Below are 26,192 nucleotides of genomic sequence, written 5' to 3'. Positions count from 1 at the left end.
CAGCACGAGGCTCCGCCACACTGTGCCTGATGATTCGCTCGCTCACCGCACACGCACCCTCGGGTCGATGACGGCGTAGGAGAGGTCGACCAGGAGGTTGACCACCACGAAGACCAGCGCGGCCAGCAGGATCAGCGCCTGCAGCACGGGGTAGTCGCGGCCGCCGCTGATCGAGTCGGTGATCAGCGTGCCCAGGCCGCCCCAGTTGTAGACCTTCTCGGTGAGCACCGCGCCGGAGAGCAGCGAGCCGGTCTGCAAGCCGATGGTGGTGACCACGGGCAGCAGGGCGTTGCGCAGGATGTGCCGGCCCCGGATGGTCTTGTGCCGCAGGCCCTTCGCCTCCGCGGTGCGGACGTAGTCCTCGTTGAGCACGTCCAGCACGCTGGCCCGGGTCATCCGGACGATCACCGCCAACGGGATGGTGGCCAGGGTGAACGCCGGCAGGATCAGGTGCCACAGCGCGTCGGCGGTGGCGTCGAACTCCCGGGTGAGCAAGCTGTCGAGGAGGAAGAACCCGGTGACGTTGGTGTTGTCCACCCCGGTGCTGATCCGACCGGAGGGCGGGAACCAGTGGATGTTCTGGGTGAAGACATCCTTGAGCAGGTAGCCCAGGAAGAAGATCGGGATCGAGATGCCGAGCAGGGTGCCGGCGATGCTCAGGTTGTCCAGCAGGCGACCCCGGTAGCGGGCGGCGAGATAGCCGAGCGGGACGCCGAGTCCGATAGCGATGATCATGGCGGCCACGGCCAGCTCGATGGTGGCCGGGAAGGCCCGGCCGATCACGTCGGTGACCGCGTCGCCGGTCCGGATCGAGTTGCCGAAGTCGCCAGTCAGCACCCGCTGCATGAACTTGGCGTACTGCACCAGAATCGGCTGGTCATAGCCCAGCGCCTTGGTCAGCAGGGCGCGGGTCTCCGGGGTGGCCCGCTCGCCGAGCAGCGCGTCGACCGGGCCGCCGGGCAGGTTCCGCAGCCAGATGAAGATCAGCGCGGACAGCGCTATCAGGGTCACCACCAGCTGGAGCAGGCGGCGGACTATGACTCGCAACATCTCTCACACACCAGATTCTCGATAACAGCGGGTCGGCCCGGGCCGGGGAAGCCCGGCCCGGGCCGATTCCGCGTACGGCGTCAGTGGCGGTGTCAGCCGACGCTGACGCTGTTGAACCGCTCGTCGGTCAGCGGGCTGGCCACCAGGCCCTTGACGTCCTTGGTGACCACGATGGCCGGCGGGGCGTGCCAGACCGGCACGGCCGGCAGCCACTTGGCGGCGATGTCGCGGTTGACCTGCTCCCAGGCGGCCTTCTTGCCGGCCTCGTCGACCGTGCCGTCAGCCTTGGTGATGGCGTCGAACATCTCGGTCATCCCCTGGTCACCGAACTCGACCTTGGCGCGACCGAAGAACGTCCCGACGAAGTTGCCCGGGTCGTTGTAGTCACCGGTCCAGCCGAGGATGTGCAGGTCCTGCTTGCCGAAGGTCTGCACGTCGTCCTTGAAGCCACCGTTCCACGGGCGCGGCACACCGTTGACCTTGATGCCGACGGCCTGCAGGTCGTTGGCGAGGACGGTGAAGATCTCCTGCGGGTTCGGCATGTACGGCCGGGAGACGTCGGTCGGGTAGTAGAAGTTGAGCGTCAGACCCTCGGCGCCCGCCTCCTTGAGGAGCTGCTTGGCCTTCTCCGGGTTGTAGTCGTACTTCTGCACGTCCGGGGCGTAGCCGAGCACGGTGTCCGGCATGAACTCGTCGGCGACCTTGGTGCCACCCGGGCCCTTGGTCTGGACGAGCTGCTGACGGTTGAGGGCGTAGGCGATGGCCTGACGCACCCGCAGGTCCTTCAGCTTCGGGTTCTTCTGGTTGATGCCCAGGTAGAGGATGTTGAACGCCGGGCGGTTGATGACGTTGAAGCCCTCACCCTCCAGCGCCTTACGGTCGGACGGGGCCGGGAAGTCGATGCCCTGGACGGTGCCGGCCCGCAGCTCCTGCTTACGGGTGTTCTCGTCCTTGATGACCTTGATGATCAGCTTGTCGACCTTGGCCTTGTCGCCGTAGTAGTCGGGGTTCCGGTTCAGGGTGATCTCACCCTTGGCCTTGTCCCAGCCACCGAAGGTGAACGGGCCGGTGCCGACCGGGTGCTCGGTGGCGAAGGCGCTGTACGCGAAGGAGTCGCCGTTCTGCTTGACCGTGTCGGCGTCGTACTTCTTCAGCGCGTCCGGGCTGGCGATCGACAGCGAGGTCAGCGCGAAGGCGCCGGGGAAGGCACCCTTGTACTGGTTGAGGGTGAGGACGGCGGTGTTGTCGTCCTTGGCCTCGCACTTGTTGTAGAGCGGCTTGCCGGCGCCCTCAACCTCGTTGTTGGCGAAACCGCCGAAGACGTCCATGTAGTAGATCATGTTCGCCTGGGCCGCGGCGCCCTTCATGTTGTACCAGCGGTCGAAGTTGAAGCAGACCGCCGCGGCGTTGAACGCGGTGCCGTCGTGGAACTTCACGCCCTTGCGGAGCTTGAAGGTCCAGACCTTACCCTCGGCGTCGTGCTCCCAACTCTCCGCCAGGCCGCCCACCAGGTCCGCCGTGCCCGGCTTGTGCGTGACCAGGGTGTCGAACATCTGCCGGATGGGGCGGAAGGACTCGCCGTCGTCGTTGAAGATCGGGTCGAAGTTCTTCGGGTCACCGGCACCCGCGAAGACGAAGGTGCCGCCAGTCTTGGCCCCACCGCTGTCACCGTCGCGCTCGCTCTTGGCGCAGCCGGACGCCCCGACCGCCAGAGCGGCTGCGGCCGCGAGGGCCACGGCCGCTTTACGCCTGCTCGCCTGCATCTCTCACCTCTGTCATGCGCCTGTCCACGCCGAAGTTGTGGCTCAGTCCGTGTGCGGGAGGCTATGACACGACACACAGAAGCGGAACGCCCGTTAGGCAATCTCTATCAAGCCGACACCAAGCCGCCGGTCTGACAGCGACCGATCTCGCGACAAACAGGACTGTCACAGTCGTGAGCAGATGATGGGATCGGGCGTATCCCTGCAAATCGGCCCCATCGCCCGGCGCGGTGTTGAACGGCTCTCGTCCCACATTCCGGGTACCGCACCATCGGTGCCGCCCGGAGCTGGACGCGCGAATACCTGCGGCCGATGGCGACGGGGCCCGACTCGGCGAGGACCACTCGAAGCCTTCTACAGCCGGCGTGCGGTGGAGATGACCGATGAGGAGCGCGGGCTGCTGTTCCGAGGCCGGGCTACCGCGCCCGCGCGCATGACTCCGCCCCTGCGGCGAGGGGTTCCGGTCCACTCCTCCGGTGCCTACGAACTTGATGACGTGAATGGATCGCCCGCCCGTCGGCCGGCTGACTCGTTCACGTCATCAAGTTCGTAGCGTCGCAACAGCCTTGTCGCGTCCCCCGCAGGGCCCGCGCACGCAGCACCACGCCGTGCGCGGTCGCTCAGACCGCCCGGCGGCCCTCGAACGCCCGGCCGAGGGTGATCTCGTCGGCGTACTCCAGGTCGCCACCGACCGGCAGGCCGCTCGCCAGCCGGGTCACCGCGATCCCCATCGGCTTGACCATCAACGCCAGGTACGTCGCGGTCGCCTCGCCCTCGGTGTTGGGGTCGGTGGCGAGGATCAACTCGCGGACCGCGCCCCCGCCGAGCCGGGTCATCAGCTCGCGGATCCGCAGGTTGTCCGGGCCGATCCCCTCCAGCGGGTTGATCGCCCCGCCCAGCACGTGGTAGCGGCCGCGGAACTCACCGGTCCGCTCGATCGCCACCACGTCCTTCGGCTCCTCCACCACGCAGAGCACCTCGTCGGTACGCCGCGGGTCACGGCAGATCCGGCACTGCTCCGACTCGGCCACGTTGAAGCAGGTGGTGCAGAACCGCACCAGCTCCTTGACCTTGCGCAGCGCACCGGCCAGCCGGTTCACGTCGGCCGGATCCGCCGACAGGACGTGGAACGCGATCCGCTGGGCGCTCTTCGGGCCCACGCCCGGCAGCCGGCCCAGCTCGTCGATCAGGTCCTGAATGGCACCCTCGTACATCTGCCGGCTCAGAACCCGGGCAGGCCGAGGCCGCCCATCCCGCCCGCGACCGGACCCATCTTCTTCTCGGTCAGCTCCCGGGCCGCCTCGGCGGCGTTGTGCACCGCGGCGACGACCAGGTCCTCCAGGGTCTCCACGTCCTCCGGGTCGACCGCCTTCGGGTCGATTTTGATCGCCTTCAGCTCACCGGTGCCGGCGACGGTGGCGGTGACCAGGCCACCGCCCGCGGTGCCGGTCAGCTCCGCCTCGGCCAGCTCGGCCTGAGCCTTGGCGATCTGCTGCTGCATCTTCTGCGCCTGCTTCAGCATCTGCTGCATGTTCGGCTGTCCACCTGGGCGCACGGATGGCTCCTTCTCGCACTCGTCTACTCGGCCGCGCCCAGCCTAGTCGGGCGGCGGCACCGCTCCTCGACGGTCGACCCGCGCTCAGCGCGCGTCCACCTCGTCGATCTTCTCCGCGCCGAATGCCTCCCGGAGCAGCTGCACCGCCTGCTCCTCGCTGGACTGCCGGGCGGTCCGCTCGTCGATCACGTCGTCCAGCGGCTCGTCACCGGGGTCGAAGCCCTCGTAGGCGGGAGCCGCGGCCGCCGCGCGACCGGCCACCGGCCCGTCGTAGTCCGGGTCGTAGGGCGGTTCACCCGCCCAGTCGGCGTCCGCGGTCTTGGGCTGCGCCGTGCGGGCTCCCTTGCCGGGCCCGCCACTCGCCGCGGCCGCCGCGGCCGCCCGGGCCGCCGCGATCGCGCTGCTCACCGGCGCGCCACCGGCCGCAGCCGCCCGGGCTGCCGCGATCGCGCTGCTCGCCGGTGCACCGCCGGCCGCACCCGCCGCAGGCTGCGGCGGCGTCGGCGGACCAGCCGGCTTGGGGACGGCGGGAGCCGCCGTCCCGGTGGTCGTGGCGCCCCCCGGCCGGGCCGGCTCGGGCCAGTCGTCCGCGCCGGTGGCGGTCACGGCACCGCCGGGGCGGGCCGCCTCCGGCCAGGCATCCTCGGCCCCGCCGGGCTGGGCCGGCTCGGGCCAGTCCTCGTCGTCGCCGGCCGCCTCGGCAGCGCCACCGCGACCGCCCGCCTGGCCACCGGCCTCGCGGGCTGCCCCGGCCGGGGAGTCACCGGTTCCGTTCCGCGCACCGGCAGCGATCGCGGCGCCGCCGGCATCCGGCCGAACGCCGCCGGACGGAGCACCACCCGGATCGGCGGGCCGACCTGCCGAACCACCGCCTGAACCCGCCGAGCCGCCGGACCGGCTCCCCTGGGCACCGGCCGGACCCGTCGAACCGTCCGACTGTCCGCCGGGCGCCGGCCGGGTGGGGGCGGCGGGACGCGCCGGGCCGCCGAGCGAGGCGGCACCGCGCTCACCGGCCACCTCGCAGCGGATCTGCCAGCGGCCGCCCAGCTCCTCGTAGAGCGCGTCGGTGAGCACCGCGGCGTGGTCGGCCATCATCCTGGCCAGCACCGTCGACTTCACGGTCAGCACCAGGGTGTCGCCGTCCAGCTCGCGGACCACCGCGTCGCGCATCAGCGCGGCGATCCGCTTGTTGGTCCGGTTGACCTTGCCGACCACCTCGGGCCAGACCCGGCGTACGGCGACGGCGTCCAGCTCGCCGGCCGGGGCGGAGCCGGGACGCGGCGGCTCGGGGGTGGCCGGGTCAGACATCACCGCCGAGGCCGGTGCCGGACGGCGGGCGGGGCCTCCGGACGCCGGGCCACCCGGGGCCGGGCCTCCGGACGCCGGGCCAACGGCGGGGGTCGGCGGGGTGCCCGCAGCCGGGGCGGTCACGCCCGGGGCGGTCGCGGACCGGGTCCCGGCGGCCGCGGCGGCGGCCCGTGCGGCGGCCACCCCGGACGGGGCACCGGCAGCCGCCGGCGTGCCGGCGGTCTCCGGGTCGGGCGCGGCGGCAGCCGCGGCCGGGGCGGGAGGCTCGGGGCGTACCTCCGGGGCGGGGGCGACCGGCGCGGGGCCGGCGGCGGCCGACGGCAGTTCGGCGCCGCCCAGGGTGAGCCGGCGCTCCATCCGTTCGAGGCGCTGGAGCAGGCCACCGGTGGAGTCGTCCACGCCGGGCAGCAGCATCCGCGCGCAGATCAGCTCCAGCAGCAGCCGGGGCGCGGTCGTGCCACGCATCTCGACCAGGCCGTTGTGCACGATGTCGGCGCACCGGGACAGGGTGGCCTGGCCGAGCCGCTGGGCCTGGGCGGCCATCCGCTCGATCTGGTCCGAGGGACCGTCGATCAGGCCCTTGGCGGCGGCGTCCGGCACCTGCTGCATGACGATCAGGTCACGCAGCCGCTCCAGCAGGTCTGAGGCGAACCGGCGCGGGTCGTGGCCGGCCTCGGCGACCCGGTCGACGGTGGCGTACGCCGCCGCGCCGTCGCCGGCGGCGAGCGCGTCGCACATCTCGTCGATCAGTGCGGAGTCGGTGACGCCGAGCAACGCGGCGGCCCGGGCGTAGCTGACCCCCTCCGGGCCGGCGCCCGCGATGAGCTGGTCGAGCACGGAGAGGCTGTCCCGGGCGCTGCCGCCACCGGCGCGCACCACCAGCGGGAAGACCGCCGGCTCGACCTTGACCCCCTCGGCCTCGGTCAGCTGCTCCAGGTAGGGGCGCAGCACCTTGGGCGGGATCAGCCGGAATGGGTAGTGGTGGGTCCGCGACTTGATCGTGCCGAGGACCTTCTCCGGCTCGGTGGTGGCGAAGATGAACTTGACGTACTCCGGGGGCTCCTCGACCAGCTTGAGCAGGGCGTTGAAGCCGGCCGACGAGACCATGTGCGCCTCGTCGATGACATAGATCTTGAAGCGGCTGCGGGCCGGGGCGAAGAATGCCTTCTCGCGCAGCTCGCGGGCGTCGTCGACGCCGCCGTGGCTGGCCGCGTCGATCTCGATGACGTCGATCGAGCCGGCCCCGTCGGTGGCCAGCGAGCGGCAGGACTCACACTGGCCGCAGGGCTCGGGCGTGGGGCCCTGCTCGCAGTTGAGCGAGCGGGCCAGGATGCGGGCGCTGGAGGTCTTGCCGCAACCCCGGGGGCCGGAGAAGAGGTACGCGTGGTTCAGCCGCCCGCTGCGCAGCGCCTGCGACAGCGGCTCGGTGACGTGCTCCTGACCGATGACCTCGGCGAACGTACGGGGCCGGTACTTGCGGTAAAGGGCCAATGCCACCCGTCCCGCCTCCTCTCGACCGAGCCATTCTGCGCCGGTCGGGCGGGGGTGACCAACCACCACCCCGTGACCTGACCCGCAGGGACGTTACCGGCACCCGGAGACAGAAAGGCCTCCCGTGCACCCGGCAGAGCCCGCTTATCCTTGCTGCCTTCCGGCCCTGGGGAGGTTCACGAGATACCGCCGCACGGGAGGTGCCCCAAGCGTACCCGACTCCGGGGCGATCTCCAGGGGGTGGTGGGGTGGCCCGCCCGACGGAGACCTGTATCCTGGCTCGCGGAGGATTCGCCTAGAGGCCTAGGGCGCACGCTTGGAAAGCGTGTTGGGTTAACACCCTCACGAGTTCGAATCTCGTATCCTCCGCCGTTGACGCAAGGGCCGGCCCCGCTCGGGGCCGGCCCTTCGGCTTTTGCCCGGCCGGTCCTCGGCCGGGCTCCTCAGCTCCGGTCACTCACCGCAGCGGCCGGGGCCGAGGTGGGCAGGCCGGGTGCGGGGGCGGCCGGGCGAGCGCCGCGCAGCGCCCAGCCGGCGACCAGCCCCGCGCCGGCCGCCGCCATCAGCAGGATCACCCGGTGGTCGACCAACGCCAGCAGGCCGGCGGCGGCGAGGACGGCGACGGTGCCGGGGCCGAAGGTGAGCGTGTTGACCGTGGCGGCGACCCGGCCGACCAGCGCGCCCGGGGTCTCCCGCTGCACGGCGGTCCAGACGGTGATCAGCACCAGCGGCACCCCGATCCCGACGGCCAGGGTGCCGACGGCCACCGGGAGGAGGGCGGGCACGGCGCGCAGCGCCAGGCCGGCGGCGAAGACCGCCACCGCCGCCGCGGTCAGCCGCCGGTCACCGAGGCGGCGCAGCAGCGCCCCGGCGGCCAGCCCGCCGACCAGCGACCCCACGCCCTGCACCAGGGCGAGCACGCCGTTGAACTCGGGCGGTCGGTGCAGGCCGGCGTCCACCACGGCGTACGCGACGGTGCCGTTGACGCCCATCAGCAGCATGGTGGCGCCGGCGCAGGTGACGAGGTGCCGCAGTGGGGCGTGCCGGCGCAGGTGCCCCAGCCCGTCGGCGAGCTGCCGCCCCCAGCGCTCCGGCGGGGGCGGTGGCGCCTCGCGTACCCGGATCAGGGTGAGGGCGAGCGCCGCGAGGGCGAAGGTGGCCACGTCGAGCAGCACCACCGGGGGCCCGCCGTACGCGGCGAACAGGGCCGCGCCGGTCAGCGGGGCGAGCAGCTTCATCCCCTCGTTGACGGTCGTCCGCAGCCCGTTGAAGTCGCCGAGTAGTTCGCCGGGGACCACGGCGGGCACCAGCGCCGCCTCGGCCGAGTCGATCAGGACGAAGCTGACCCCGTACGCGAGCATCACCACGAAGATCAGCCAGACCCGGCCGGCGGAGTCCACCAGCAGCAGCATCGGCAGCAGCCCCGCCATCGCGACGTGCAGGGCGATCAGCAGGGGCCGGCGACGGAACCGGTCGGCGAGCACGCCGATCAACGGGCCGACCAGGGTGGGCCCCCAGACGCCGAGGGTGACCAGGCCGGCCAGGCTGCTCGATCCGGTCAGCTGCTTGACCCAGATCGCGGCCACCAGCAGCATCGCCGCCGTGCCGAAGCCGGAGACCAGCACGGCGCCCAGGTAGAGGCCGGCGGGACGGTTGCGCAGCACCCCTGCCGTACCCCAGCTCATGTCGCCCGATTCTGGCCGCGCGCCACCCCCAAGTCAATGCTTGGGGGTGGCCAGGACCACCCGATGCGGTTCAATGGCGGCCGTGAGCAGCACCGATCCGCGCCTGCGCGCGCTGGCCCATCCGGTACGACTGCGCATGCTGTCGCTGCTGTGGAGCGCACCGCTCTCCGCCGCGGCGCTCGCCCGGGAACTGGCGATCTCGCACGCCCTGGCCAGCCAGCACCTGCGCCGGCTGGACGCCGCCGGCCTGGTGGAACTGGCCGACGTGCGCAGCCGGCGCGGCGGGCGGGAGCGCCGCTACCGCGCGGTACGCGGCCCGTGGCTCACCGACCAGCAGGAGGGGCAGGCGCTGCTCGCCGAGTCGTTGGCCCGCAACCTGCTGGACCGGGTGGCACACCGGGCCCCGGACGCGGCCGGCGTGACCATCGACGCCGAACTCTGGGTCGCCCCCGAGGAGTGGGAGGCGGCCCGGCGCCGGCTGCACGCGATCATGACCGAACTGCACGACGCCGCCCGGCCCCCGCACGCCCCCGGTACGGTCCGGGTGGGCGCCACGGTGATGGCCTTCCCGATGACCGACGCCCCGCCGCCCGCCGACTGACCGCCCGTCGTACACATGTTCCATCCACAGCCTGTGGACGCCGAGAGGATCGGATGAGTTACCAGCTCAGCGCGGTGGTCGCCGACGTCGAGCTGCTCCGCGAGCAGACCGCCGACCTGGACCACGCGGTGCTCGCCGCGCTCCGCCAGGACTTCGCGCTGCTGCCGGTCACCCCGCAGCTCGTGACGGAGCTGACCGGCCGGCTGCCCGACTTCCGCACCGACGAACCGTCCGCGGCGCAGCCGTTCCAGCTCGTCCTCTCGCCGGCCCTCACCCGGTTGCTGGCCCGCTGGTCGCGGCAGGGGCCGGTGGCGTACCTGGAGGCGGCGTTCGCCGGCGGGCTGGGCCACCAGTCGGCGGTGGTCTGGCTGGGCGGCGCGGTGAGCTGGGGGCCGTGCTTCGACGACAGCCTCGACCGACCCCGCACCGAGTGGCCGATCAACGCGGCACTCGCCCGGCTCGGCGCCGAGCCGGGCCCCTGGATCGACCCGTTCGCCGAGCTGGGCCTGCACCTGGAGCGCGACACGGCCGGCTGGCTGGCGCACGGCCGGCGCGGCCTGTCCGCCGACTACTGGGACGACCTGGCCGAAGAGTGGGAACTGCGGCAATCCGAACCGCACCAGCAACCTCCGCGCCCCGGTCCCGTTGGGGACTGGGGGAGTGCATGAGACTGCGACAATTCGGATTCATCGCCGCGCTGATGGCGGCCGCCTCGATCGCCGGCAGCGGCGTCCGTCCACAGGGGGCGGACGTACCGGCCCGCCCGGTCGGGGCCGCCGAGGTGGTCGGGCTCGACGGGCTGCACAACGCCGAGTTCGGCGTCACCGAGCAGGAACTGACCCGGCGCGGGGTGCTGCGTACCGACGTGGCGGCGTGCGGGCCGACGCTGGCCGGGCACGAGTCGGTCAGCCCGATCTTCGTCGACGACCGCCTGGTCCTGCTCTGGTTCGACGACCCGATGAGCACCCCCGAGGGGATCACCGTCGGCACGCCGATCAGCGAGGTGCGCGCGCGGTACCCGGCGGCGGTCGACCTGACCGCGCCACAGGGGGCGCACCGCTTCGACGGGCTGCTCGCCCGCGACGGCGACCGGGCGTACCTCTTCCTCCACGACCGCAGCACGGTCCGGAAGATCATCGCCGGGTACGCGGACTGGGCCCGCCGCCTCTTCGACGAGGGCTACGGCCCCTGCTGACCGGATTGACCGCAGATACGACGAAGCGCCCGGAATGCTCCGGGCGCTTCGTCCATTGGCGGTGGCGGCGGGATTTGAACCCGCGGAGGGCGTAAACCCTCACACGCTTTCGAGGCGTGCTCCTTAGGCCACTCGGACACACCACCGCCGAGTAGGGTACAGGACCCTGGGTCCGGACGCCGAACCGGTATCCCCGGGCCCGGCCTGGCAGGATCTTTGCCATGAGTACGCACATCGGCGCTGAGCCGGGAGAGATCGCCGAGCTGGTCCTGATGCCGGGCGACCCGCTGCGGGCCAAGTGGATCGCGGAGACCTACCTCGAGGACCCCCGCTGCTACACGACGGTCCGCGGCATGCTGGGCTTCACCGGCCGCTGGAACGGCGTCGAGGTCTCCGTCCAGGGCTCCGGCATGGGCATGCCCTCGGCCTCCATCTACGCCCACGAACTGATCAACGAGTACGGCGTGAAGACCCTGATCCGGGTGGGCTCCTGCGGTGCCCTCCGGGAGGACCTCCAGCTGCGTGACGTGGTCGCCGCCATCGGCTCGTCCACCGACTCGAACATGAACCGGATGCGGTTCGACGGGCTGATCGACTACGCCCCGGTCGCCGACTTCGGGCTGCTGCGCACCTCGGTCGAGGTGGCCGAGCGGCGCGGCATCACCATGCACGTCGGCCCGATCCTGGCGGCGGACGCCTTCTACACCGACCGCCCGGACCTCTACGACACGCTGGCCGACTACGGCGTGCTGGCCGTGGAGATGGAGTCGGCGGCGCTCTACACGATCGCGGCCCGGTTCAAGGCCCGCGCGCTGACCATCCTCACGGTCAGCGACCACATCAAGACCGGCGAGAAGACCTCCTCCGCCGAGCGCGAGCAGACCTTCAGCCAGATGGTCGAGGTCGCCCTCGACACCGTCATCGCCTGACCGTCCGGAACCCTTCGCCGCCCCGCCGCCGACTTCGGTGGCGGGGCGGCGGCGTTCCAGATCACAGAAATAAATACGACCGGTCGTTCTTTTTTCGGTTACGCTGCCCGCATGACCTCCGACGGCCGGGTCGCCCGCGGCGACCGCACCCGCACCGCCGTGCTGGACGCCGCGGTGTCCCTGGCCACCGAGGCCGGCCTCGACGGCCTCACCCTCGGCCAGCTCGCCGAGACGCTCGGGGTCAGCAAGTCCGGCCTGTTCGCGCACTGGCGCTCCAAGGAGGCCCTCCAGCTCGCCACCGTCGACCGGGCGGTGGTGCAGTGGCAGGAGCGGATCATCGCCCCCGCTCTGCGCGCCCCCCGGGGCGTACGCCGGATCTGGGCGCTGCACGACGCCCGGATCGACTTCTATGCCGCCCGGGTGCTCCCCGGCGGCTGCTTCTTCGCCACCACGGAGTTCGAGTACAACGCCCGCCCCGGCCCGGTGCGGGACCGGATAGCCGAGGCGTTCGGCAGCTGGACCACCTTCCTCGAACGCCTCGTCCAGGAGGCGGTCGACCTCGGCGAGCTGCCCGCCGACGTGGACGTCCCGCAGCTGGCCTACGAGATCGACGCGCTCGGCATCAGCGCCGTGATGCGGTCCCGGCTGCTGGACCCGGACGCCGCCTACCGGCACGCCCGCCAGGGCCTGCTGACCCGCCTGCGGGCCCTGTGCCCCGATCCCACCCTGCTACCGGAAGGCCCCCGATGAGCGACCCCACTCCCGAGTTCGGCCACGTCGAGCACGTGCCGGTGCACTTCGACGACCTCGACGCCATGGGCATCCTGCACAACGCCCGGTACGCGGTGCTGTTGGAACGCGCCCTCACCCCGTACTGGGCCGAGCGCGGCGTCTCCTTCCGGGGCGGGCGGCACAGCTCCCCCGACGCGTTCCACGCGGTACGCGAGTTCACCATCACCTACCGGGCCCCGATCACCGGGACCGGGCCGGTCGCGGTGCACTTCTGGCTCGAACACTTCGGCACCAGCAGCGCGCGGTACGCCTTCCAGTTCCGCTCGGTCGACGGCCACACCCGGTACGCCGAGGGCACCCGGGCGATCGTCCGGCTCGACCCGGCGACCATGCGCCCCACCGCGTGGACCGACGCCGCGCGGGCGGTCGCCGCGACCCTGCTGCGCCCCGCCCCGGTGCCCGCCTGACCAACGGGGGGCTCGTGCGCTACCCGAGGCGTTGAGCGGGGGCCCTTCCTTACCGGAAGAAGGCGCGCAGCAGCGCGGCGCTCTCCGGCTCGAGCACCCCGCCGTACACCTCGGGGCGATGGGTGAGGCGGCGGTCGCGCAGCACGTCCCAGAGCGAGCCGACGGCGCCCGTCTTCGGCTCCCACGCGCCGAAGACCACCGTCGAGATCCGGGCCAGGGAGATCGCGCCCGCGCACATCGTGCAGGGTTCCAGCGTCACCACCAGGGTGCAGCCCTCCAGCCGCCAGCGGCCCAGCCGCTCGGCGGCCCGCCGCAGCGCCAGCACCTCGGCGTGCGCGGTCGGATCCCCGGTCAGCTCCCGCTCGTTGCGCCCGATCGCCAGCTCGGCGCCGTCCGGGCCGTAGACGACCGCGCCGACCGGGACGTCCTCGACCACCGCGTCGCCGTCCTCCGCCGGGCCGCTGTCCGGTCCGGTCACCGCGACCTCCAGCGCCCGGCGCATCCACAGCTCGTGCCGCTGCCGGCGGCCCACGCCGCCCGGATCGGCCAGGCCCTCGTCCGCGCCGGGGCCGACCCGGCCCAGCCGGCCCGGGGTCGGCTGTCCGGGGCGTACCGTCTCCAGGGCCGGGTCGGTGGCGTCGGCCGGCTCCGCGGCACCGGGCACCACCGACTCGGACCGCTCAGACCTCACGCAGCTCCTCGACCTCGTCCGCGCAACCCAGCACCTGGCAGATCTCGGCGGTCACGTCGGCCGGCATCATCCCCTCGTGGGCGCAGAGGGAGAGCAGCTTCTGCGCCGAGATGCCCAGGTCGGCGAGGAGGTCCGCGTCGCCCACCGGGTCCGCCTCGGGGTCCACCGCCGGCTGCTCGCTGTCCTCGTCGCCGCTGGCGGCCGCCCGCGGCTCCTCGATGTCCTCCAGGCCGGTGACCGAGGTCTTCAGGTCGCCGACCAGCAGGGCACCGAGCCGGGACTCCTCCGCGTACGCCGAGTCGGAGCCGAAGACCCGCAGGTCCTCACCCTCGTCGAGGCGCAGGATGACCAGGTAGGTGTCGTCGGCCTCGACGAAGAGCAGCGACAGGTCGGCGTCCGGCTCGACGTCGCGCAGCCGCTCGGCGACGTCGTCGATGTCGGTGGCACCCCGCAGGTTCACCTCGTCGGCGGTCCAGCCGCCGTCGACGCGTGCCACGGCAGCAGCGAAGTACGACACGGTCCCCCCAAATTGGCCTCGGCAGCACGCCGACTCGTCACGCGTGCACGTTAACCGGTCGGGTCGGCAGGCGACCGGTCAACGCCCCGAAGGGCCGGCCGTTCCTGGAGAAAGTCGGTCAGCCGGCGATGCGCCGGCGGGTGGCGATGAGCTGGCGCAGGCGCTCGGTGCGGACCCGCTGCGGCCGCTCGCGCTGACGTACCGCGCGGGCACCCGCCAACTCGGCGAGGAGTTGCAGGCGACGGCGGCTCCGGTCGGGGTCGAGCCGCGGCGGGGTGGTCCAGGCCATACCGCGAGCGTGAACCGTCACCACGCGAACGTCAAGACGGCCTTCGCTGCGCAGCGAACCGTGCACCGATGGTCACCAGAGCGGCCAGTCCCCGCTCTGCGCCCAGCGGACCGCGACGACCGCCGCCGCGATGCTCCACCCGCCCGACGTGACGATCGCCACCCCGGCGGCCACCCCCCGGTCGCCGTACCTGACCAGCGCGGCGGCGGCCAGCCAGGCCAGCCCGCCGGCGACCAGCGTCCACCAGGCGTAGCTGGACACGTCGTGGCCGAGCAGGCCGAACAGGAGCAGCCAGGCGAACGCGGTCACCGCGCCGGCCGAGACGCCGCCACCGGTGACCGGGTACGGCTCGCGCCAGGTGGGCCGCATCGGCGCCCCGGCGGGGAAGAGCCCCGAGGGGGTACGCGGCGGCGGATGCACCGGGCCCGGACCGGGCTCACCGGGTACGGCGGGCCAGCCGTTCATCGCCTCTGCTCCCTTCACGGACCGGGGACGTACCGAGGTGACGCGGCGCGACCCCGCTCGCGCCCGTCCGGACGCGCACCGGGTCTCGCCGTTCGTCCCTACCGTAGTGGTCTGCCAGGATGGCCGGATGCGCTCGCGATCGACCGGACGCCGGCTGGGCTCGGTGTACCCGGTCCTGCTGCTGCTCGCACCGGCCCTGATCGCCGGGTGCGGCCCCGCCCCCCGCCCCGCCCCGACCGGCGGCAGCGCGTGGCAGAGCCCGAGCGCCGCCGCCCCGGCGCCACCGTCCCCCGCGCCGAGCACCGCCGCGCCGGCCAGCCCGTCGCCCACGCCGGCCCGGTCCGACCTGCGGCACGTCTTCCCCGTCCGCGCGGACAACGTGGCGTACCACCCGACCCACTCGGCGTACCCGGGGACGGACATCTTCGCCGACTGCGGCGAGCCGGTCGTCGCGGTCACCGACGGCGTGATCCTCGAGGTGAGCCGGGTGGACCGGTTCGACAAGCGGGGCCCGCGCGGGCCGTACAACGGGGGCCTCTCGGTCGCGCTGCTCGGCGACGACGGGGTCCGCTACTACGGCTCCCACCTGAGCGCGGTCGGCACCGGCGTCGACCCCGGCGTACGCGTCCGCGCCGGCCAGGTCCTCGGCAAGGTGGGCCGCACCGGCAACGCCAACAACGTGTGCCACCTGCACTTCGGCCTCTCGCCGAAGTGCCAGGGCCACGACGACTGGTGGATCCGGCGGGGCGTGGTCTGGCCGGCCCCGTACCTGAACTCGTGGCGGAAGGGGGGCAACCGCGGGCCGGCCGCCGAGGTGACGGCCTGGCAGCGCAAGCACGGCTGCCCGAAGGCCCCGACCACGGGCGGCGGCGCCGGCTGACCGGTGTCCACTCCCGACACTCCGCGACACACCCGGGCGACCGGCGGCGCGGGCGCGTAGGTTGCAGGGCATGACTGCCCGGGATCCCATCGCCGACCTGCGCCGGATCGCGTTCCTGCTGGAGAAGGCGAACGAGGCCACCTACCGGGTCCGGGCGTTCCGGTCGGCGGCCAACGCGCTCGCCGCCCTGCCCGCCGGCGAGGTGGCCGAACGCGCGCGTGGCGGCAAGCTCACCGAGCTGAGCGGGGTCGGCGACGTCACCGCCCGCTGCGTGGTCGAGTCGCTGGCCGGCGAGGAACCGGTCTACCTGCGCCGGCTGCTCGCCACCGAGGGCACCGACCTCGACGCGGCCGCCGCCGCGCTGCGGGACGCGCTGCGCGGCGACTGCCACACCCACTCCGACTGGTCGGACGGCGGCTCACCGATCGAGGAGATGGCCCTGGCGGCGGTCGAGCTGGGGCACGAGTATCTGGTGCTGACCGACCACTCGCCCCGGCTGAAGGTGGCCCGGGGGCTGACCGCGGAGCGGCTGCGCCGGCAGCTCGACCACGTGGCCGCGGTGAACGAGGCGCTGCCGAAGGGCTTCCGCATCCTCACCGGCATCGAGGTGGACATCCTCGCGGACGGGTCGCTGGACCAGGACGAGGAGCTGCTGGCCCGCCTCGACGTGGTGGTCGGCTCGGTGCACAGCGGCCTCAACGACGACCGCGCGAAGATGACCCGGCGGATGCTCGCCGCGATCGCCAACCCGCACCTGGACATCCTCGGGCACTGCACCGGGCGGATGGTGTCGTCCCGTCCGGCCGGGGTGACCGGGCCGGGCGACCGGGGGCACCGGGCGCGTACCCGCAAGGAGAGCGACTTCGACGCGGACGCCGTCTTCGCGGCCTGCGCGGAGCACGACGTCGCCGTCGAGATCAACTCCCGGCCCGAGCGGCAGGACCCGCCCAAGCGGTTGATCCGCCGCGCTCTGGAGGCCGGCTGCCGGTTCGCCATCAACACCGACGCGCACGCCCCCGGCCAACTCGACTGGCAGCGGTTCGGCTGCGAACGCGCGGCCCTCTGCGGCGTCCCGGCGAACCGGGTGATCAACACCTGGAAGGCGGACCGCCTGGCCAAGTGGGCAGCCAGCCGCCGCTGAGCGGGCGGCAGGTCGCCGCGGCGGCGGTGCCCCGGAGATCAGGACACCGCCAGCTCGCCGACTCGGCGGCCGGATCCGGCGATCCGCGCGGGGCCGCGGGCTCCCCGTCAGCGCGGGGCCGCGGGCTCGGCGGCCCGCACGGCGGGCGCGCCCACGGCCGTCCGGGGCCGGCGCCGGCCGAGCACGCCCTGGGCGACCGCGACGCCGAGGAGCACGACCAGCGCACCCACCGGCTGGTGCCAGTTCATCCGCTCGCCGAGGACCAGGGCGCCGATCAGCACGGCGAAAACCGGGATCAGGTACGTGACGGTGGAGGCGGTGCTCGCCCCGGCGAGCCGGATGTTGCGCAGGTTGATCACGAAGGCCAGCCCGGTGCCGAGCGCGCCGAGCGCCAGCACGCTGCCGACCACCCGGGCGGACAGGCCGGTCGGCACCGGCGGCGCCCCGGCCACCAGGGGCGCGACCACCGCGAGCTGCGCCGTCGCGACCAGCAGCTGTGCCGCCGACAGCGACAGACCGGAGTACGCGCTCCCCGCGATGAACTTCTTCTGGTACGGGATGGCCACGCCGTAGCAGGCCGCCGCTCCGAGGCACATGAGCTGGCCGGTGAAGTGCGACCCGCCCACGCCCTCCCAGACGCCGAGCACCACCAGCACGCCGGTGAAGCCCAGCGCCAGCCCGACCGCCCGCCGCACGGTCAGCCGCTCGGTGCGGAACACCAGCACCGCGAGCGGCAGCACGATCAGCGGCGTGGTCGCGTTCCAGATGCCGGCGAGCATCGACTCCACCCGCTGCTCGCCGAAGCCGAACAGGGTGAACGGCAGGGCGACGCCGAAGGCGGCGACCACCAGCAGGTGCGCCCAGACCCGGGGCTCGCGGGGCAGCCGGTCGCGCAGCACGGCCAGCACGACCAGCAGGGTCGCCGCGCCGGTGGCGACCCGGTAGAGGGTGAGGTGCAGCGGGTGCAGCTCGGTCACCCCCACCTTGATGAAGAGGAAGCTGGAACCCCAGATCGCGCCGAGTGCGAGAAAGCCGGGCAGCCAGCTCCGCAGGGCCGCCCGGTCAGGAGTCAAATCCGCTGTCACTCCTGACACTCTGCCCGAGGGATACGACGAAGTCCCGCGAAAATCGGACCCCGTGTCGACCGTCACGGCAACCCTCCTGCGACAGCCTCGCCGAGCGATCGTGAACACGGCAAACACCGTCGACAACGGGGTGCCGGCGTCACGTAGGGTCGCAGCGTGGGACGAATCGATGACCTCGCCAACCGGTACGTGGCCGACTGGGCCCCGCTGACCCCGACCGGCGCCACCTACGTCGGCATCGCCGGCTACGACGACCAGCTCGACGACCTCTCCCCCGAGGGGTACGCGGCCCGCGCCGACCTGGTCCGGCGCACCCTGGCCGACCTCGACGTGACCGAGCCGGACTCGGAGGCCGAGCGGACCGCCAAGGAGGCCATGCAGGAGCGCCTCGGGCTGGAACTCGCCCGCTACGAGGCCGGCGAGAGCAGCAGCGAGATCAACGTGATCGCCAGCGGGCTGCACGAGATCCGCATGGTCTTCGACCTCATGCCGACCGAGGGCGACGATGCCAAGGCCAACATCGCCACCCGGCTCAACCGCTTCCCCGCCGCGCTCGAGGGCTACAAGCGCACGCTGCGCGAGGCGGCGGCGGCCGGCCACATCAGCTCCCAGGTGCAGCTGGTCGAGGTCGCCAAGCAGTGCGACATCTGGACCGACCCGAACGGCGACAACTTCTTCCACGGCCTGGCCGAGCGGCTCGGGGCCGACGGCGCGCTCGGCGCCGAACTGCGCAAGGGTGCCGCCGCGGCGACCGCGGCCACCGCCGAGTTCGGGCAGTTCCTCCGGAACGAGCTGGCCCCGCAGGGCCGGCAGAAGCAGGCCGCCGGCCGGGAACGCTACGAGCTGGCCTCGCAGTACTTCCTCGGCGCCAAGGTCGACCTCGACGAGACGTACGCCTGGGGTTTCGCGGAGCTGGCCCGCCTGGAGTCCGAGATGCGGGCGGTGGCCGCCCGGATCGTCGGCGCGGGGGCGACCATCGACGACGCGGTCCGGGCGCTGGACGCCGACCCGGCGCGGACCATCCAGGGCAAGGAGGCGTTCCGGGACTGGATGCAGGCGCTCGCCGACAAGGCGATCAGCGAGCTGCACGGCACCCACTTCGACATCCCCGAGCAGGTCCGCCGGATCGACTGCTGCCTCGCCCCGACCAGCGACGGCGCCATCTACTACACCGGCCCGAGCGAGGACTTCTCCCGGCCGGGTCGGATGTGGTGGGCGGTGCCGCAGGGCATCACCGACTTCTCCACCTGGCGTGAGGTGACCACCGTCTACCACGAGGGCGTGCCGGGCCACCACCTGCAGGTCGCTCAGACGGCCGTTCGCGCCGACCTGCTCAACCGCTGGCAGCGGCTGCTCTGCTGGGTCTCCGGGCACGGTGAGGGCTGGGCGCTCTACTCCGAGCGGCTGATGGACGAGCTGGGCTACCTGGAGGACCCGGGCGACAAGCTCGGCATGCTCGACGGACAGGCGTTCCGGGCGGCCCGGGTGATCGTCGACATCGGCATGCACCTGGAGTTGGAGATCCCCCGGGACAACCCGTTCGGCTTCCACCCGGGCGAGCGCTGGACGCCGGAGCTGGGCTGGGAGTTCATGCGGGCGCACTGCCGGGTGCCGGACGAGAACCTGCGCTTCGAGCTCAACCGCTACCTGGGCTGGCCGGGGCAGGCGCCCGCGTACAAGGTGGGCGAGCGGATCTGGCTCCAGGCCCGGGAGGAGGCGAAGGCCCGCAAGGGCGCCGACTTCGACCTCAAGGAGTTCCACCGGCAGGCGCTCGACCTGGGCTCGCTGGGGCTCGACCCGCTGCGCCGGGCGCTGGCCCGGCTGTAGCGACGACCGACGGCCGGGAGTGGAGGAAGCCTCCGCTCCCGGCCGTTTCGCGTGTCCGGCCGGCTCAGACCAGGTCGAGCTTGAGCGTCGGCTTGGCGGTGAGCACGTTGCTGTCGACGAACGCCAGGTCGATCACCGGGTCGGTGAAGGTGAGCGGCACCGGCGAGGTGATCGGGAGGCCGTCCGGGAACGGCAGGTCCGGGGTGAGAGTGATCGGGATGCCCAGGAACCGCGCGGAGAACCGGGTGGTGTAGAAGGCGACGTCGCCCTGGACGGTGAGTTGGTCGGTTTTCTTCCGCATCGTCTTGCCGGCCGGCCCGTCGGCCTGGAGGACGAAGTCGTCCGTCACGCCCTTGTCCATGGTGAACTTCAGGCACTTGAGCGTGCCGTCGGCGGTGGGCAGGTCGACGATTCCGTCGAAGTGCAACCCGGTCATGGTCACCTTGGAGCCGGTGAGCTTGGCGGGTTTGGCGGCGACCCGGGGCTGCCCCGGCTCGGCGGCGATCCGGGGGAGCGGCTTGCCGGCCTCGACCGGCTTCGGCTTGGTCGGTGCCGGGCTGGCGCAGGGCTCGGCGTCCGGCTTCGTCGGCGCGGTCAGCTTCGCCGAGGTGCTGCTGCTCGGCGTCGGCGCCGCGCTGGTGGTGCTCTCGCTCGGACTGGGGCCGGTCGTGGTCACGGCCGGCAGCGGCTCCGCGGCTGCCGCCGGGTCATCCGCGCCGGCCGGCGTGGGCGCGGTGGCGGCGTCGCCACCCGTGAAGAGGCCGGTAATACCGTCGATGATGTTGGTCAGCAGGTTGCCGTCGGAGTCCTTCTCCGCCGCCGCCGTGCTCGGGCTCGGGCTCGGGCTCGGCGAAGCGGACGCCGAGGCCGTCGGGCTCGGCGCCGGCGAGCTGGCGGTCGGGCAGGCGGCGGGTGCGGCGACCGCCGGCTGCCCGCCGTGGAGCGCGAGCGGGCCGACCGCGGAGACGGTGGCGAGCACCAGCAGGATTCCGTACAGCTTCGGGTCGCGGTGACCGGAGCCGGGCGGCGGCCCCGACGGGTCGACCCCCGGCAGCACGTGGGTGCGGTCCGCCCCGGCCTCCGGCTCGGCCGGGGTCGACTCGCGCAGCGGGTTGCGCGGCGGCGGAAGGGTGTCGGTGAGCGGCCCGTCGGTCTCCTCCTCGCGCTGCCGGGGCAGCAGTTCGTCGATGAGGGCCGGCTCGTCCTCGGCCTCCTCGCCCTCCCGCGGCTCGTCGTCGACAGCCGGTCCGGGCTCCTCGGTGGTGGGGGCCGGCCGGCCGGGCACCCAGGCGAAGCCGAGCGCGGCACCGGTGATGCCCAGCAGCATGCCGATGAAGAAGCCGCCGAAGTTGACCCCGATCAGCGAGTAGACCGCCGTCACCGCCGCGATGACCGAGTAGAAGATCCGTTGCTGCGGGGTGAGCCACATGAGCAGGCCGCAGACCACCAGGATGGTGGGGATCAGCCAGGCGAGGAAGCCGGTCGGCCCCATCTTGAGCGTGAGGCCGGCCAGGGTCGCCTGGGTGGTGCCGAAGATCTCCGCTCCGGCGAGCACGGTGAACAGGCCACCCCAGAACGGCCTGCTCCGCCGCCAGCGCCGGAAGCCGCGCCAGGCCCTGGTGATCCCTCCAGGTCGGGCGTGCTGCGCGTCCGCGGTCGTCACGTACTCCTCCTACGAGCGGTGCGGTGATACGAGGGGATGGCCGAACACGACGGGAGGTCCGCGGAGGGCGCACCCTCCGCGGACCTCCTGGTCCGATCAGTAGAAGCACTCCTTGCCGGCGGCGTCGCCGAACGCGTACACCTTCAGCTTCAGGCCCTTGAGGTTGAAGGTGCCGGCCGTGGTGTAGCGGGCGACCTGCTCAAGACCCTTGATGGTCACGTGGTCCGCGCTCTGGCCGAAGGAGCCCTCCAGGGCGGCCGGGTTCAGGTCGGTGGCGTCCTGGCCGATCTTGATCTTGGTGAACGTGGCGTCGCCGGCGAGCGAGTTCATCGCGATCAGCATGCCGTCGGCGGTCGCGGGCTCCTTGCCGTTGCCGGCCTCGATCCGGAGCACGACCGGCAGGTTGGGCAGGCTCGCGTTGACCGACTGGCAGAGGTTGTAGAGGTCCGCGTGGCCGATCTCGGAGAGCGCGACCGGCTGGGGCACGGTCTTGCCCTTCTCGTACACGACGCCGCCGTACTGCTTGAAGCCGTCGCCCTCGAGCCGGCTCGCGCCGACCTTGAACGCGGTGCCGGACACGGTGATGTTGGCGGCGATGGCGCCGTTGGCCATGCCGAAGACGATGCCGCCGGCGACGGCCGCAGCGGGGATCGCCATCGCGGCGAAGCGACGCCAGCGAGTGCCGCCACGCAATTGGCGGTCTTCCGAATCCTTCACGGGGTCCTCCTCGAAGGGGGTGACGTCACCGATCGCGGGGGCGCGACTCGGGACAAGGGGGAAAAGCGTGGGGCGCTCGCGGTGCCGTTGTGCCGACGGACCGCGCGGTAACGCGGATTGGATGCTCTCGCGAAGCGACAGAGCTCACAAGTGGCTAGCTACTGACCGGTAACAGGCTCGCGATATCAAGATCATCCTTGGTTACCGGCGGTTAACATCGGGACGACCACCAGCCAGGGGCAAACCATCGCGATTACGACACGAAGGCAGAGAGGTTTCACCTGTGGTAGCCGTCACTCGCCTTCGTCACAGTTCGGTAACGGCCGGCTGACAAACCGCTGTGGGTGATACAGCGGTCACCCGTCCGGCGGAACCGGCGGACCGTCCGGCGCGGTCAGCTCCGCCCGTTCAGCCACGACTCCAGCAGGTGGTGATCGATCGAGTCGATCCGGCCCAACCGGCGCCCCTGCGCCAGCCGCGCCCGCAGTTCCGCCCGGCTGAACCAGCGGGCCGCCACCACTTCCTCACCGTCGACCCGCACCTCGGTCGAGGCCGCCGTGGCGCGGAACCCAACCATCAGCCCGGCCGGGAACGGCCACGCCTGCGACCCCTGGTACGCCATCCCGGTCACGGTCACCCCGGCCTCCTCGGCCAGTTCCCGGCGGACGGCGTCCTCCAGGCTCTCGCCGATCTCCACGAAACCGGCCAGCGTCGACCAGGAGTCCTCGGCCGCGCCACGGTGCCGGGCCAGCAGGCACCGGTCCGACTCGCCGGGCGCCTCCACCAGCACGATGACCGCCGGCTCGATCCGGGGGAAGAGCAGCCGCCCGCAGTCCGGGCCGGTGCAGGAGCGGACGTGCCCGCCGTCCCGGGCCGCCGTCGCCGCGCCGCAGGCCCCGCAGTACCGCTGGCCCCGGTGCCAGTGCAGCAGCCCCTTGGCGTACGCCTGCACGGCCGCCTCGGCCGGCGTCAGCCCACCCACCAGAGCCCGAACGTCCACCGCCTCCGCCGCGCCGGCCAACGCCAGCGCCTCCGGCTCGGGCCGGCCGGAAAGGTCAACGGCGAAGACCGCCCGCCCCGCGTCCAGCCCGAGGAAGACCGTCTCGTCGGCGGCGGCGCGCAGCCCGGCCGCGTCGACGGCGGCGCACCGCACCGGTGCCCGGTCCGCCGAGACCAGGCAGCGGTCCCGCCAGAACGGCAACACCACGCTCTCCCGGTCGGCCAGCCGCGCCTCGACCCATCCGGGATCGGCCCGCAGCCCGCCCGCCCGGTCCAGCCACCCGCCGCCGTACGCCAGAGCCTGCTCATCGGTCCGCACCCGCACACCGTCCCACGGCCTCCGTCGGTACGGGACCCCGGGGGTGATCGCCGCGACCCCGGCAACACGCCTCCCCCGCGACCCTTGCCGCAGACTCCCGGCCGGCCCGGGCGTTGGTTACCGTAGGTGTCTTCCGGGTGGGGGAAGCGACCCCCACGTGGTACTCCTGATCGAGGTTCCTGTGACGCTGTACGGCGACAAACTGCCGCCCGCCGACGACCGGCCCACCGTGCGGGTCACCGCGGTGAACTGGCCGGACGACGAGCCGGAACCCACCGTCGCGCCGACACCCGACCGGCCCGGCGGCGGCCAGCGGTCCCGGCGGGGCCGGATGCTGCTGGCCGGCGGGATCGTCGCGGCCGTGCTCGTCGCCGGCACCGGTCTCGGCGCCTACGCGTACGCCGGGGACGTGCCCCGGGGCACCACGGTCCTCGGCGCCGAGCTCGGTGGCCGGAGCCGGGCCGAGGCGGTCCGGGCGCTGCGGGCCGAGCTGGACCGCCGGGCGGCGACGCTGAGCGCCCCGCTCACCGTCGCCGTGGGCGAGAAGAAGACCGAGGTGAAACCGGCCGACGTCGGGCTCGCGATCGACGTGGACGCCACCGTGGCGGCGGCGGCCGCCGCCGAGGCGCACCCGGTGAGCCGGCTCGTCGGCTCCCGTACCGTCGACCCGGTGGTCACTTTCGACGCCGCCCGGCTGGACGCCACGCTGCGCCAGGCCATGGGGGACCAGGGCCGGGAGATGACCATGCCGGCCATCATCTTCACCGGCACCACCCCGAAGCCCGTCTACCCGAAGCCGGCGCTGACGGTGGATTCGGCCGGCGCGGCCGACGTGGTGAAGGCGGGCTGGCTCGCCGGCGAGCCGGTGACCGTGCCGCTGGTCGAGAAGTGGCCGGCGACCAGCCGGGAGGAGGTCGACCGGCTCATCGCCGAGCTGGCCAAGCCCGCGGTGGCCGCCCCCGTCACGCTCTCCACCGACCGGGGCTCGATCACCATCCCGCCCGCCGCCATCGCCAGCGGCCTGCGCTTCTCCGCCGACGACGCGGGCAAGCTGACCCCGCGCGTGGACGCGAAGCGGCTGCGTAGCGCCCTCGGCGACCGGCTGGCGAAGGTCGAGGTGGCGCCGAAGGACGCGGGCCTGACCATCAGCGGCGGCAAGCCGAAGGTGGTCCCCGGTCGGGCTGGACAGCAGGTCGATTCGGCCACGCTCAGCCGGGAACTGCTCGCCGTCCTGCCGAAGGCGGACGGCCGCACGGTGACCGCCCAGTTGACGCTGGCCGAGCCGGAGCTGACCGAGGCGAAGCTGGCCGAGCTGGGCATCAAGGAGCGGGTTTCCACCTTCACCACCCGGTTCCCGGGCGGCCTCTCCTCGCCGCGCAGCCAGAACATCGTCCAGGCGGCCAAGGACGTCGACGGCGCGATCGTGAAGCCGGGCGAGACGTTCTCGCTCAACAGCCACACCGGCGAGCGCGGATACGACCAGGGCTACCAGGACGCGCCGACCATCGTGAACGGCAAGCTGGTGCCGGGCGTGGGCGGCGGCGTCTCGCAGTTCACCACGACGCTGTTCAACGCGACCTACTACGCGGGCCTGGAGGACGTCGAGCACAAGCCGCACTCGTTCTACTTCAGTCGCTACCCGGCGGTGATCGAGTCGACCATCTACTGGCCGCAGCTGGACTTCAAGTTCCGCAACAACACCCCGTACGGCGTTCTCATCGACACGTCCTACACGTCCAGCACGATCACCGTGTCGATCTGGAGCACCAAGATCTACGACAGCGTCGCCACCGAGTACGGCCCGCGCCGGAACATCACCCAGCCGAAGACGGTCTACCTGGACCCCGGCCCCAAGTGCATCTCCGCCGCGGGCAGCGTGGGCTTCGCCCAGGACGCGTACCGGGTCATCAAGAAGGACGGCAAGGTCGTCAAGCGGGAGAAGTTCAGCTGGCGCTACGACCCCGAGCCCCGCTTCATCTGCGACACCAAGCCGGCCGACTGACGTCCGCCGAGGTCAGGCACGACGATGCCCCGCCGGCGGTCGGGCCGGCGGGGCATTCTCTTCGGGTACCCGTCAGGGCCGGGCCCCGGCCAACCCCCGCCGTACGCCGTCCGCGTCGCGGTCGGTCCCGTAGACCGGGGAGCCGGGCTGCTGCCGCCAGCTCTCGTCGAGCGAGCCGGCGTCCACCGGTTCGAAGCCCAGCTCGTCGACCAACTGCATGACCAACCGCTTGGCGTCCGGGTCGTCCCCGGCCACCGGCAGGGCGATCCGGTCCGGCGCACCGGCCGGCCGGCCCAGGTCCATCAGGTGCGCGGCCTGGATGTTGTTGAAGACCTTCACCACCCGGGCGCCCTTGAGGTGCTCCGCGGTCCACCGGCTGGAGCTGAGGCTCCGGTCGAGCAGCTCTGCGATGTCGCCGTCCCGCTGTGGGTAGTAGTTGTTCGCGTCGGCGACCAGGGCACCGTCGAAGAGGTCCGCCGGCAGGTCCGGTACGACCTTGACCGGCACGGCGATGACGACCAGGTCGGCACCCTGCACGGTCTCCTCCAGCGTGCCCGCCATGGCACCGGTTTCCGCCGCGAGATCGCCCAGGCTCTGCGGCCCGCGCGAGTTGGTCACCACGACGTCGTGGCCGAGCGCCCGCAGGCGACGGGTGAGGGTGCCACCGATGTGGCCGGAGCCGATGATTCCGATGCGCATGGCCGCACTCCTCCCCTTCCGCCGGCGCCCGGCGGTCAGTTCCCGGTCCCGCACCGACCGTACGAGACCCGGACGGCGGTACGCGCGGATTCACCGAAGCTCTCAGAAAGAAGGAGACGCGA

The 26,192-nt window shown here is 72.8% G+C and carries 25 protein-coding genes, 2 tRNA genes and 1 other RNA gene; 11 read left to right on the top strand and 17 right to left on the bottom strand.

Features of this window, described 5'->3' with window-relative positions:
* Positions 1 to 42 precede the first annotated feature (42 nt).
* The 6 genes from ACY34I_RS34625 to ffs all read right to left on the bottom strand — a co-directional run bounded on the left by ACY34I_RS34625 (position 43) and on the right by ffs (position 7,370).
* The gene (locus ACY34I_RS34625; RefSeq protein WP_462759365.1) at positions 43 to 1,050 is read right to left on the bottom strand and encodes an ABC transporter permease; all 1,008 of its coding nucleotides are present in this window, start codon (positions 1,048 to 1,050) and stop codon (positions 43 to 45) included.
* A gap of 92 nt (positions 1,051 to 1,142) precedes the next feature.
* Positions 1,143 to 2,813 (bottom strand): ABC transporter substrate-binding protein, encoded by a 1,671-nt coding sequence (locus ACY34I_RS34620; RefSeq protein ID WP_462759364.1) that lies wholly within the window; start codon positions 2,811 to 2,813, stop codon positions 1,143 to 1,145.
* Positions 2,814 to 3,433: 620 nt separating this feature from the next.
* Positions 3,434 to 4,027, bottom strand: a complete 594-nt coding sequence (gene recR / locus ACY34I_RS34615; protein WP_148793057.1) for a recombination mediator RecR — start codon at positions 4,025 to 4,027, stop codon at positions 3,434 to 3,436.
* An 8-nt stretch (positions 4,028 to 4,035) separates the two neighbouring features.
* Complete coding sequence (locus ACY34I_RS34610; RefSeq protein ID WP_030502117.1) at positions 4,036 to 4,344, bottom strand: YbaB/EbfC family nucleoid-associated protein; 309 nt, start codon at positions 4,342 to 4,344, stop codon at positions 4,036 to 4,038.
* Positions 4,345 to 4,452: 108 nt separating this feature from the next.
* On the bottom strand, positions 4,453 to 7,173 hold the full coding sequence (locus tag ACY34I_RS34605) for a DNA polymerase III subunit gamma and tau (RefSeq protein WP_462759363.1): 2,721 nt from the start codon (positions 7,171 to 7,173) through the stop codon (positions 4,453 to 4,455).
* Between the two features lie 107 nt (positions 7,174 to 7,280).
* Positions 7,281 to 7,370, bottom strand: an RNA gene (gene ffs / locus ACY34I_RS34600) — signal recognition particle sRNA small type.
* A gap of 81 nt (positions 7,371 to 7,451) precedes the next feature.
* Here ffs and ACY34I_RS34595 point away from each other — a divergent pair.
* Positions 7,452 to 7,536, top strand: a tRNA-Ser gene (locus ACY34I_RS34595).
* 74 nt (positions 7,537 to 7,610) lie between these two features.
* On the opposite strand, the gene ACY34I_RS34590 is transcribed toward ACY34I_RS34595, so the two are convergent.
* On the bottom strand, positions 7,611 to 8,852 hold the full coding sequence (locus ACY34I_RS34590; RefSeq protein WP_462759362.1) for an MFS transporter: 1,242 nt from the start codon (positions 8,850 to 8,852) through the stop codon (positions 7,611 to 7,613).
* 82 nt (positions 8,853 to 8,934) lie between these two features.
* On the opposite strand from ACY34I_RS34590, the gene ACY34I_RS34585 reads away from it, so the two are divergent.
* The 3 genes from ACY34I_RS34585 to ACY34I_RS34575 are packed head-to-tail and all read left to right on the top strand — an operon-like array spanning position 8,935 to position 10,648.
* Entirely contained in the window at positions 8,935 to 9,453 is a 519-nt protein-coding gene (locus ACY34I_RS34585) for an ArsR/SmtB family transcription factor (RefSeq protein WP_462759361.1), read from the top strand.
* A 53-nt stretch (positions 9,454 to 9,506) separates the two neighbouring features.
* Entirely contained in the window at positions 9,507 to 10,121 is a 615-nt protein-coding gene (locus ACY34I_RS34580; protein WP_462759360.1) for a hypothetical protein, read from the top strand.
* A 32-nt stretch (positions 10,122 to 10,153) separates the two neighbouring features.
* Positions 10,154 to 10,648: a hypothetical protein gene (locus ACY34I_RS34575; protein WP_462759372.1), complete on the top strand. Its 495-nt coding sequence runs from the start codon at positions 10,154 to 10,156 to the stop codon at positions 10,646 to 10,648.
* A 56-nt stretch (positions 10,649 to 10,704) separates the two neighbouring features.
* Here ACY34I_RS34575 and ACY34I_RS34570 read toward each other — a convergent pair.
* Positions 10,705 to 10,794, bottom strand: a tRNA-Ser gene (locus tag ACY34I_RS34570).
* A 75-nt stretch (positions 10,795 to 10,869) separates the two neighbouring features.
* Here ACY34I_RS34570 and deoD point away from each other — a divergent pair.
* The 3 genes from deoD to ACY34I_RS34555 all read left to right on the top strand — a co-directional run bounded on the left by deoD (position 10,870) and on the right by ACY34I_RS34555 (position 12,776).
* On the top strand, positions 10,870 to 11,577 hold the full coding sequence (gene deoD / locus ACY34I_RS34565; protein WP_462759359.1) for a purine-nucleoside phosphorylase: 708 nt from the start codon (positions 10,870 to 10,872) through the stop codon (positions 11,575 to 11,577).
* Positions 11,578 to 11,688: 111 nt separating this feature from the next.
* On the top strand, positions 11,689 to 12,327 hold the full coding sequence (locus ACY34I_RS34560; protein ID WP_462759358.1) for a TetR/AcrR family transcriptional regulator: 639 nt from the start codon (positions 11,689 to 11,691) through the stop codon (positions 12,325 to 12,327).
* Positions 12,324 to 12,776 (top strand): acyl-CoA thioesterase, encoded by a 453-nt coding sequence (locus ACY34I_RS34555; RefSeq protein ID WP_462759357.1) that lies wholly within the window; start codon positions 12,324 to 12,326, stop codon positions 12,774 to 12,776. Before ACY34I_RS34560 ends, ACY34I_RS34555 begins: the two co-directional genes overlap by 4 nt.
* 49 nt (positions 12,777 to 12,825) lie before the next feature.
* Here ACY34I_RS34555 and ACY34I_RS34550 read toward each other — a convergent pair whose 3' ends face one another.
* The 4 genes from ACY34I_RS34550 to ACY34I_RS34535 all read right to left on the bottom strand — a co-directional run bounded on the left by ACY34I_RS34550 (position 12,826) and on the right by ACY34I_RS34535 (position 14,738).
* Positions 12,826 to 13,278: a nucleoside deaminase gene (locus ACY34I_RS34550; RefSeq protein WP_187413293.1), complete on the bottom strand. Its 453-nt coding sequence runs from the start codon at positions 13,276 to 13,278 to the stop codon at positions 12,826 to 12,828.
* Positions 13,279 to 13,456: 178 nt separating this feature from the next.
* Positions 13,457 to 13,984 (bottom strand): tRNA adenosine deaminase-associated protein, encoded by a 528-nt coding sequence (locus ACY34I_RS34545; protein WP_462759356.1) that lies wholly within the window; start codon positions 13,982 to 13,984, stop codon positions 13,457 to 13,459.
* A 118-nt stretch (positions 13,985 to 14,102) separates the two neighbouring features.
* Entirely contained in the window at positions 14,103 to 14,273 is a 171-nt protein-coding gene (locus ACY34I_RS34540; protein ID WP_187413258.1) for a hypothetical protein, read from the bottom strand.
* A gap of 72 nt (positions 14,274 to 14,345) precedes the next feature.
* The gene (locus ACY34I_RS34535; protein ID WP_462759355.1) at positions 14,346 to 14,738 is read right to left on the bottom strand and encodes a hypothetical protein; all 393 of its coding nucleotides are present in this window, start codon (positions 14,736 to 14,738) and stop codon (positions 14,346 to 14,348) included.
* Between the two features lie 127 nt (positions 14,739 to 14,865).
* On the opposite strand from ACY34I_RS34535, the gene ACY34I_RS34530 reads away from it, so the two are divergent.
* Both ACY34I_RS34530 and ACY34I_RS34525 read left to right on the top strand, forming a co-directional pair.
* Positions 14,866 to 15,618, top strand: coding sequence for a M23 family metallopeptidase (locus tag ACY34I_RS34530; protein ID WP_462759354.1), 753 nt, complete (start codon positions 14,866 to 14,868; stop codon positions 15,616 to 15,618).
* Between the two features lie 70 nt (positions 15,619 to 15,688).
* The gene (locus ACY34I_RS34525) at positions 15,689 to 16,759 is read left to right on the top strand and encodes a PHP domain-containing protein (protein WP_462759353.1); all 1,071 of its coding nucleotides are present in this window, start codon (positions 15,689 to 15,691) and stop codon (positions 16,757 to 16,759) included.
* A 107-nt stretch (positions 16,760 to 16,866) separates the two neighbouring features.
* Here ACY34I_RS34525 and ACY34I_RS34520 read toward each other — a convergent pair whose 3' ends face one another.
* Positions 16,867 to 17,844 carry a DMT family transporter gene (locus ACY34I_RS34520; RefSeq protein ID WP_148793044.1) on the bottom strand — a complete coding sequence of 326 codons (978 nt, stop codon included), beginning with the start codon at positions 17,842 to 17,844 and terminating at the stop codon, positions 16,867 to 16,869.
* Positions 17,845 to 18,000: 156 nt separating this feature from the next.
* Here ACY34I_RS34520 and ACY34I_RS34515 point away from each other — a divergent pair, with 156 nt between their 5' ends.
* On the top strand, positions 18,001 to 19,671 hold the full coding sequence (locus ACY34I_RS34515) for a DUF885 domain-containing protein (RefSeq protein ID WP_462759352.1): 1,671 nt from the start codon (positions 18,001 to 18,003) through the stop codon (positions 19,669 to 19,671).
* 64 nt (positions 19,672 to 19,735) lie between these two features.
* Here the strand turns inward: ACY34I_RS34515 and ACY34I_RS34510 are convergent, their stop codons facing one another.
* The 3 genes from ACY34I_RS34510 to nudC all read right to left on the bottom strand — a co-directional run bounded on the left by ACY34I_RS34510 (position 19,736) and on the right by nudC (position 23,369).
* Complete coding sequence (locus ACY34I_RS34510) at positions 19,736 to 21,334, bottom strand: DUF6114 domain-containing protein (protein ID WP_462759351.1); 1,599 nt, start codon at positions 21,332 to 21,334, stop codon at positions 19,736 to 19,738.
* 96 nt (positions 21,335 to 21,430) lie between these two features.
* Entirely contained in the window at positions 21,431 to 22,051 is a 621-nt protein-coding gene (locus ACY34I_RS34505; protein WP_462759350.1) for a DUF6230 family protein, read from the bottom strand.
* 394 nt (positions 22,052 to 22,445) lie between these two features.
* Positions 22,446 to 23,369, bottom strand: coding sequence for an NAD(+) diphosphatase (gene nudC, locus ACY34I_RS34500; protein ID WP_462759349.1), 924 nt, complete (start codon positions 23,367 to 23,369; stop codon positions 22,446 to 22,448).
* A gap of 181 nt (positions 23,370 to 23,550) precedes the next feature.
* On the opposite strand from nudC, the gene ACY34I_RS34495 reads away from it, so the two are divergent.
* Positions 23,551 to 25,371 (top strand): VanW family protein, encoded by a 1,821-nt coding sequence (locus ACY34I_RS34495; RefSeq protein ID WP_462759348.1) that lies wholly within the window; start codon positions 23,551 to 23,553, stop codon positions 25,369 to 25,371.
* 72 nt (positions 25,372 to 25,443) lie between these two features.
* Here the strand turns inward: ACY34I_RS34495 and ACY34I_RS34490 are convergent, their stop codons facing one another.
* Positions 25,444 to 26,124: an NADPH-dependent F420 reductase gene (locus ACY34I_RS34490; protein ID WP_462759347.1), complete on the bottom strand. Its 681-nt coding sequence runs from the start codon at positions 26,122 to 26,124 to the stop codon at positions 25,444 to 25,446.
* Between the last annotated feature and the right edge of the window lie 68 nt (positions 26,125 to 26,192).

This window comes from Micromonospora sp. RTBAU3-60 (assembly GCF_054963695.1).
The sequence above is the reverse complement of the archived record's forward strand: the minus strand, read 5'-3'. Positions and strand labels throughout refer to the sequence as shown.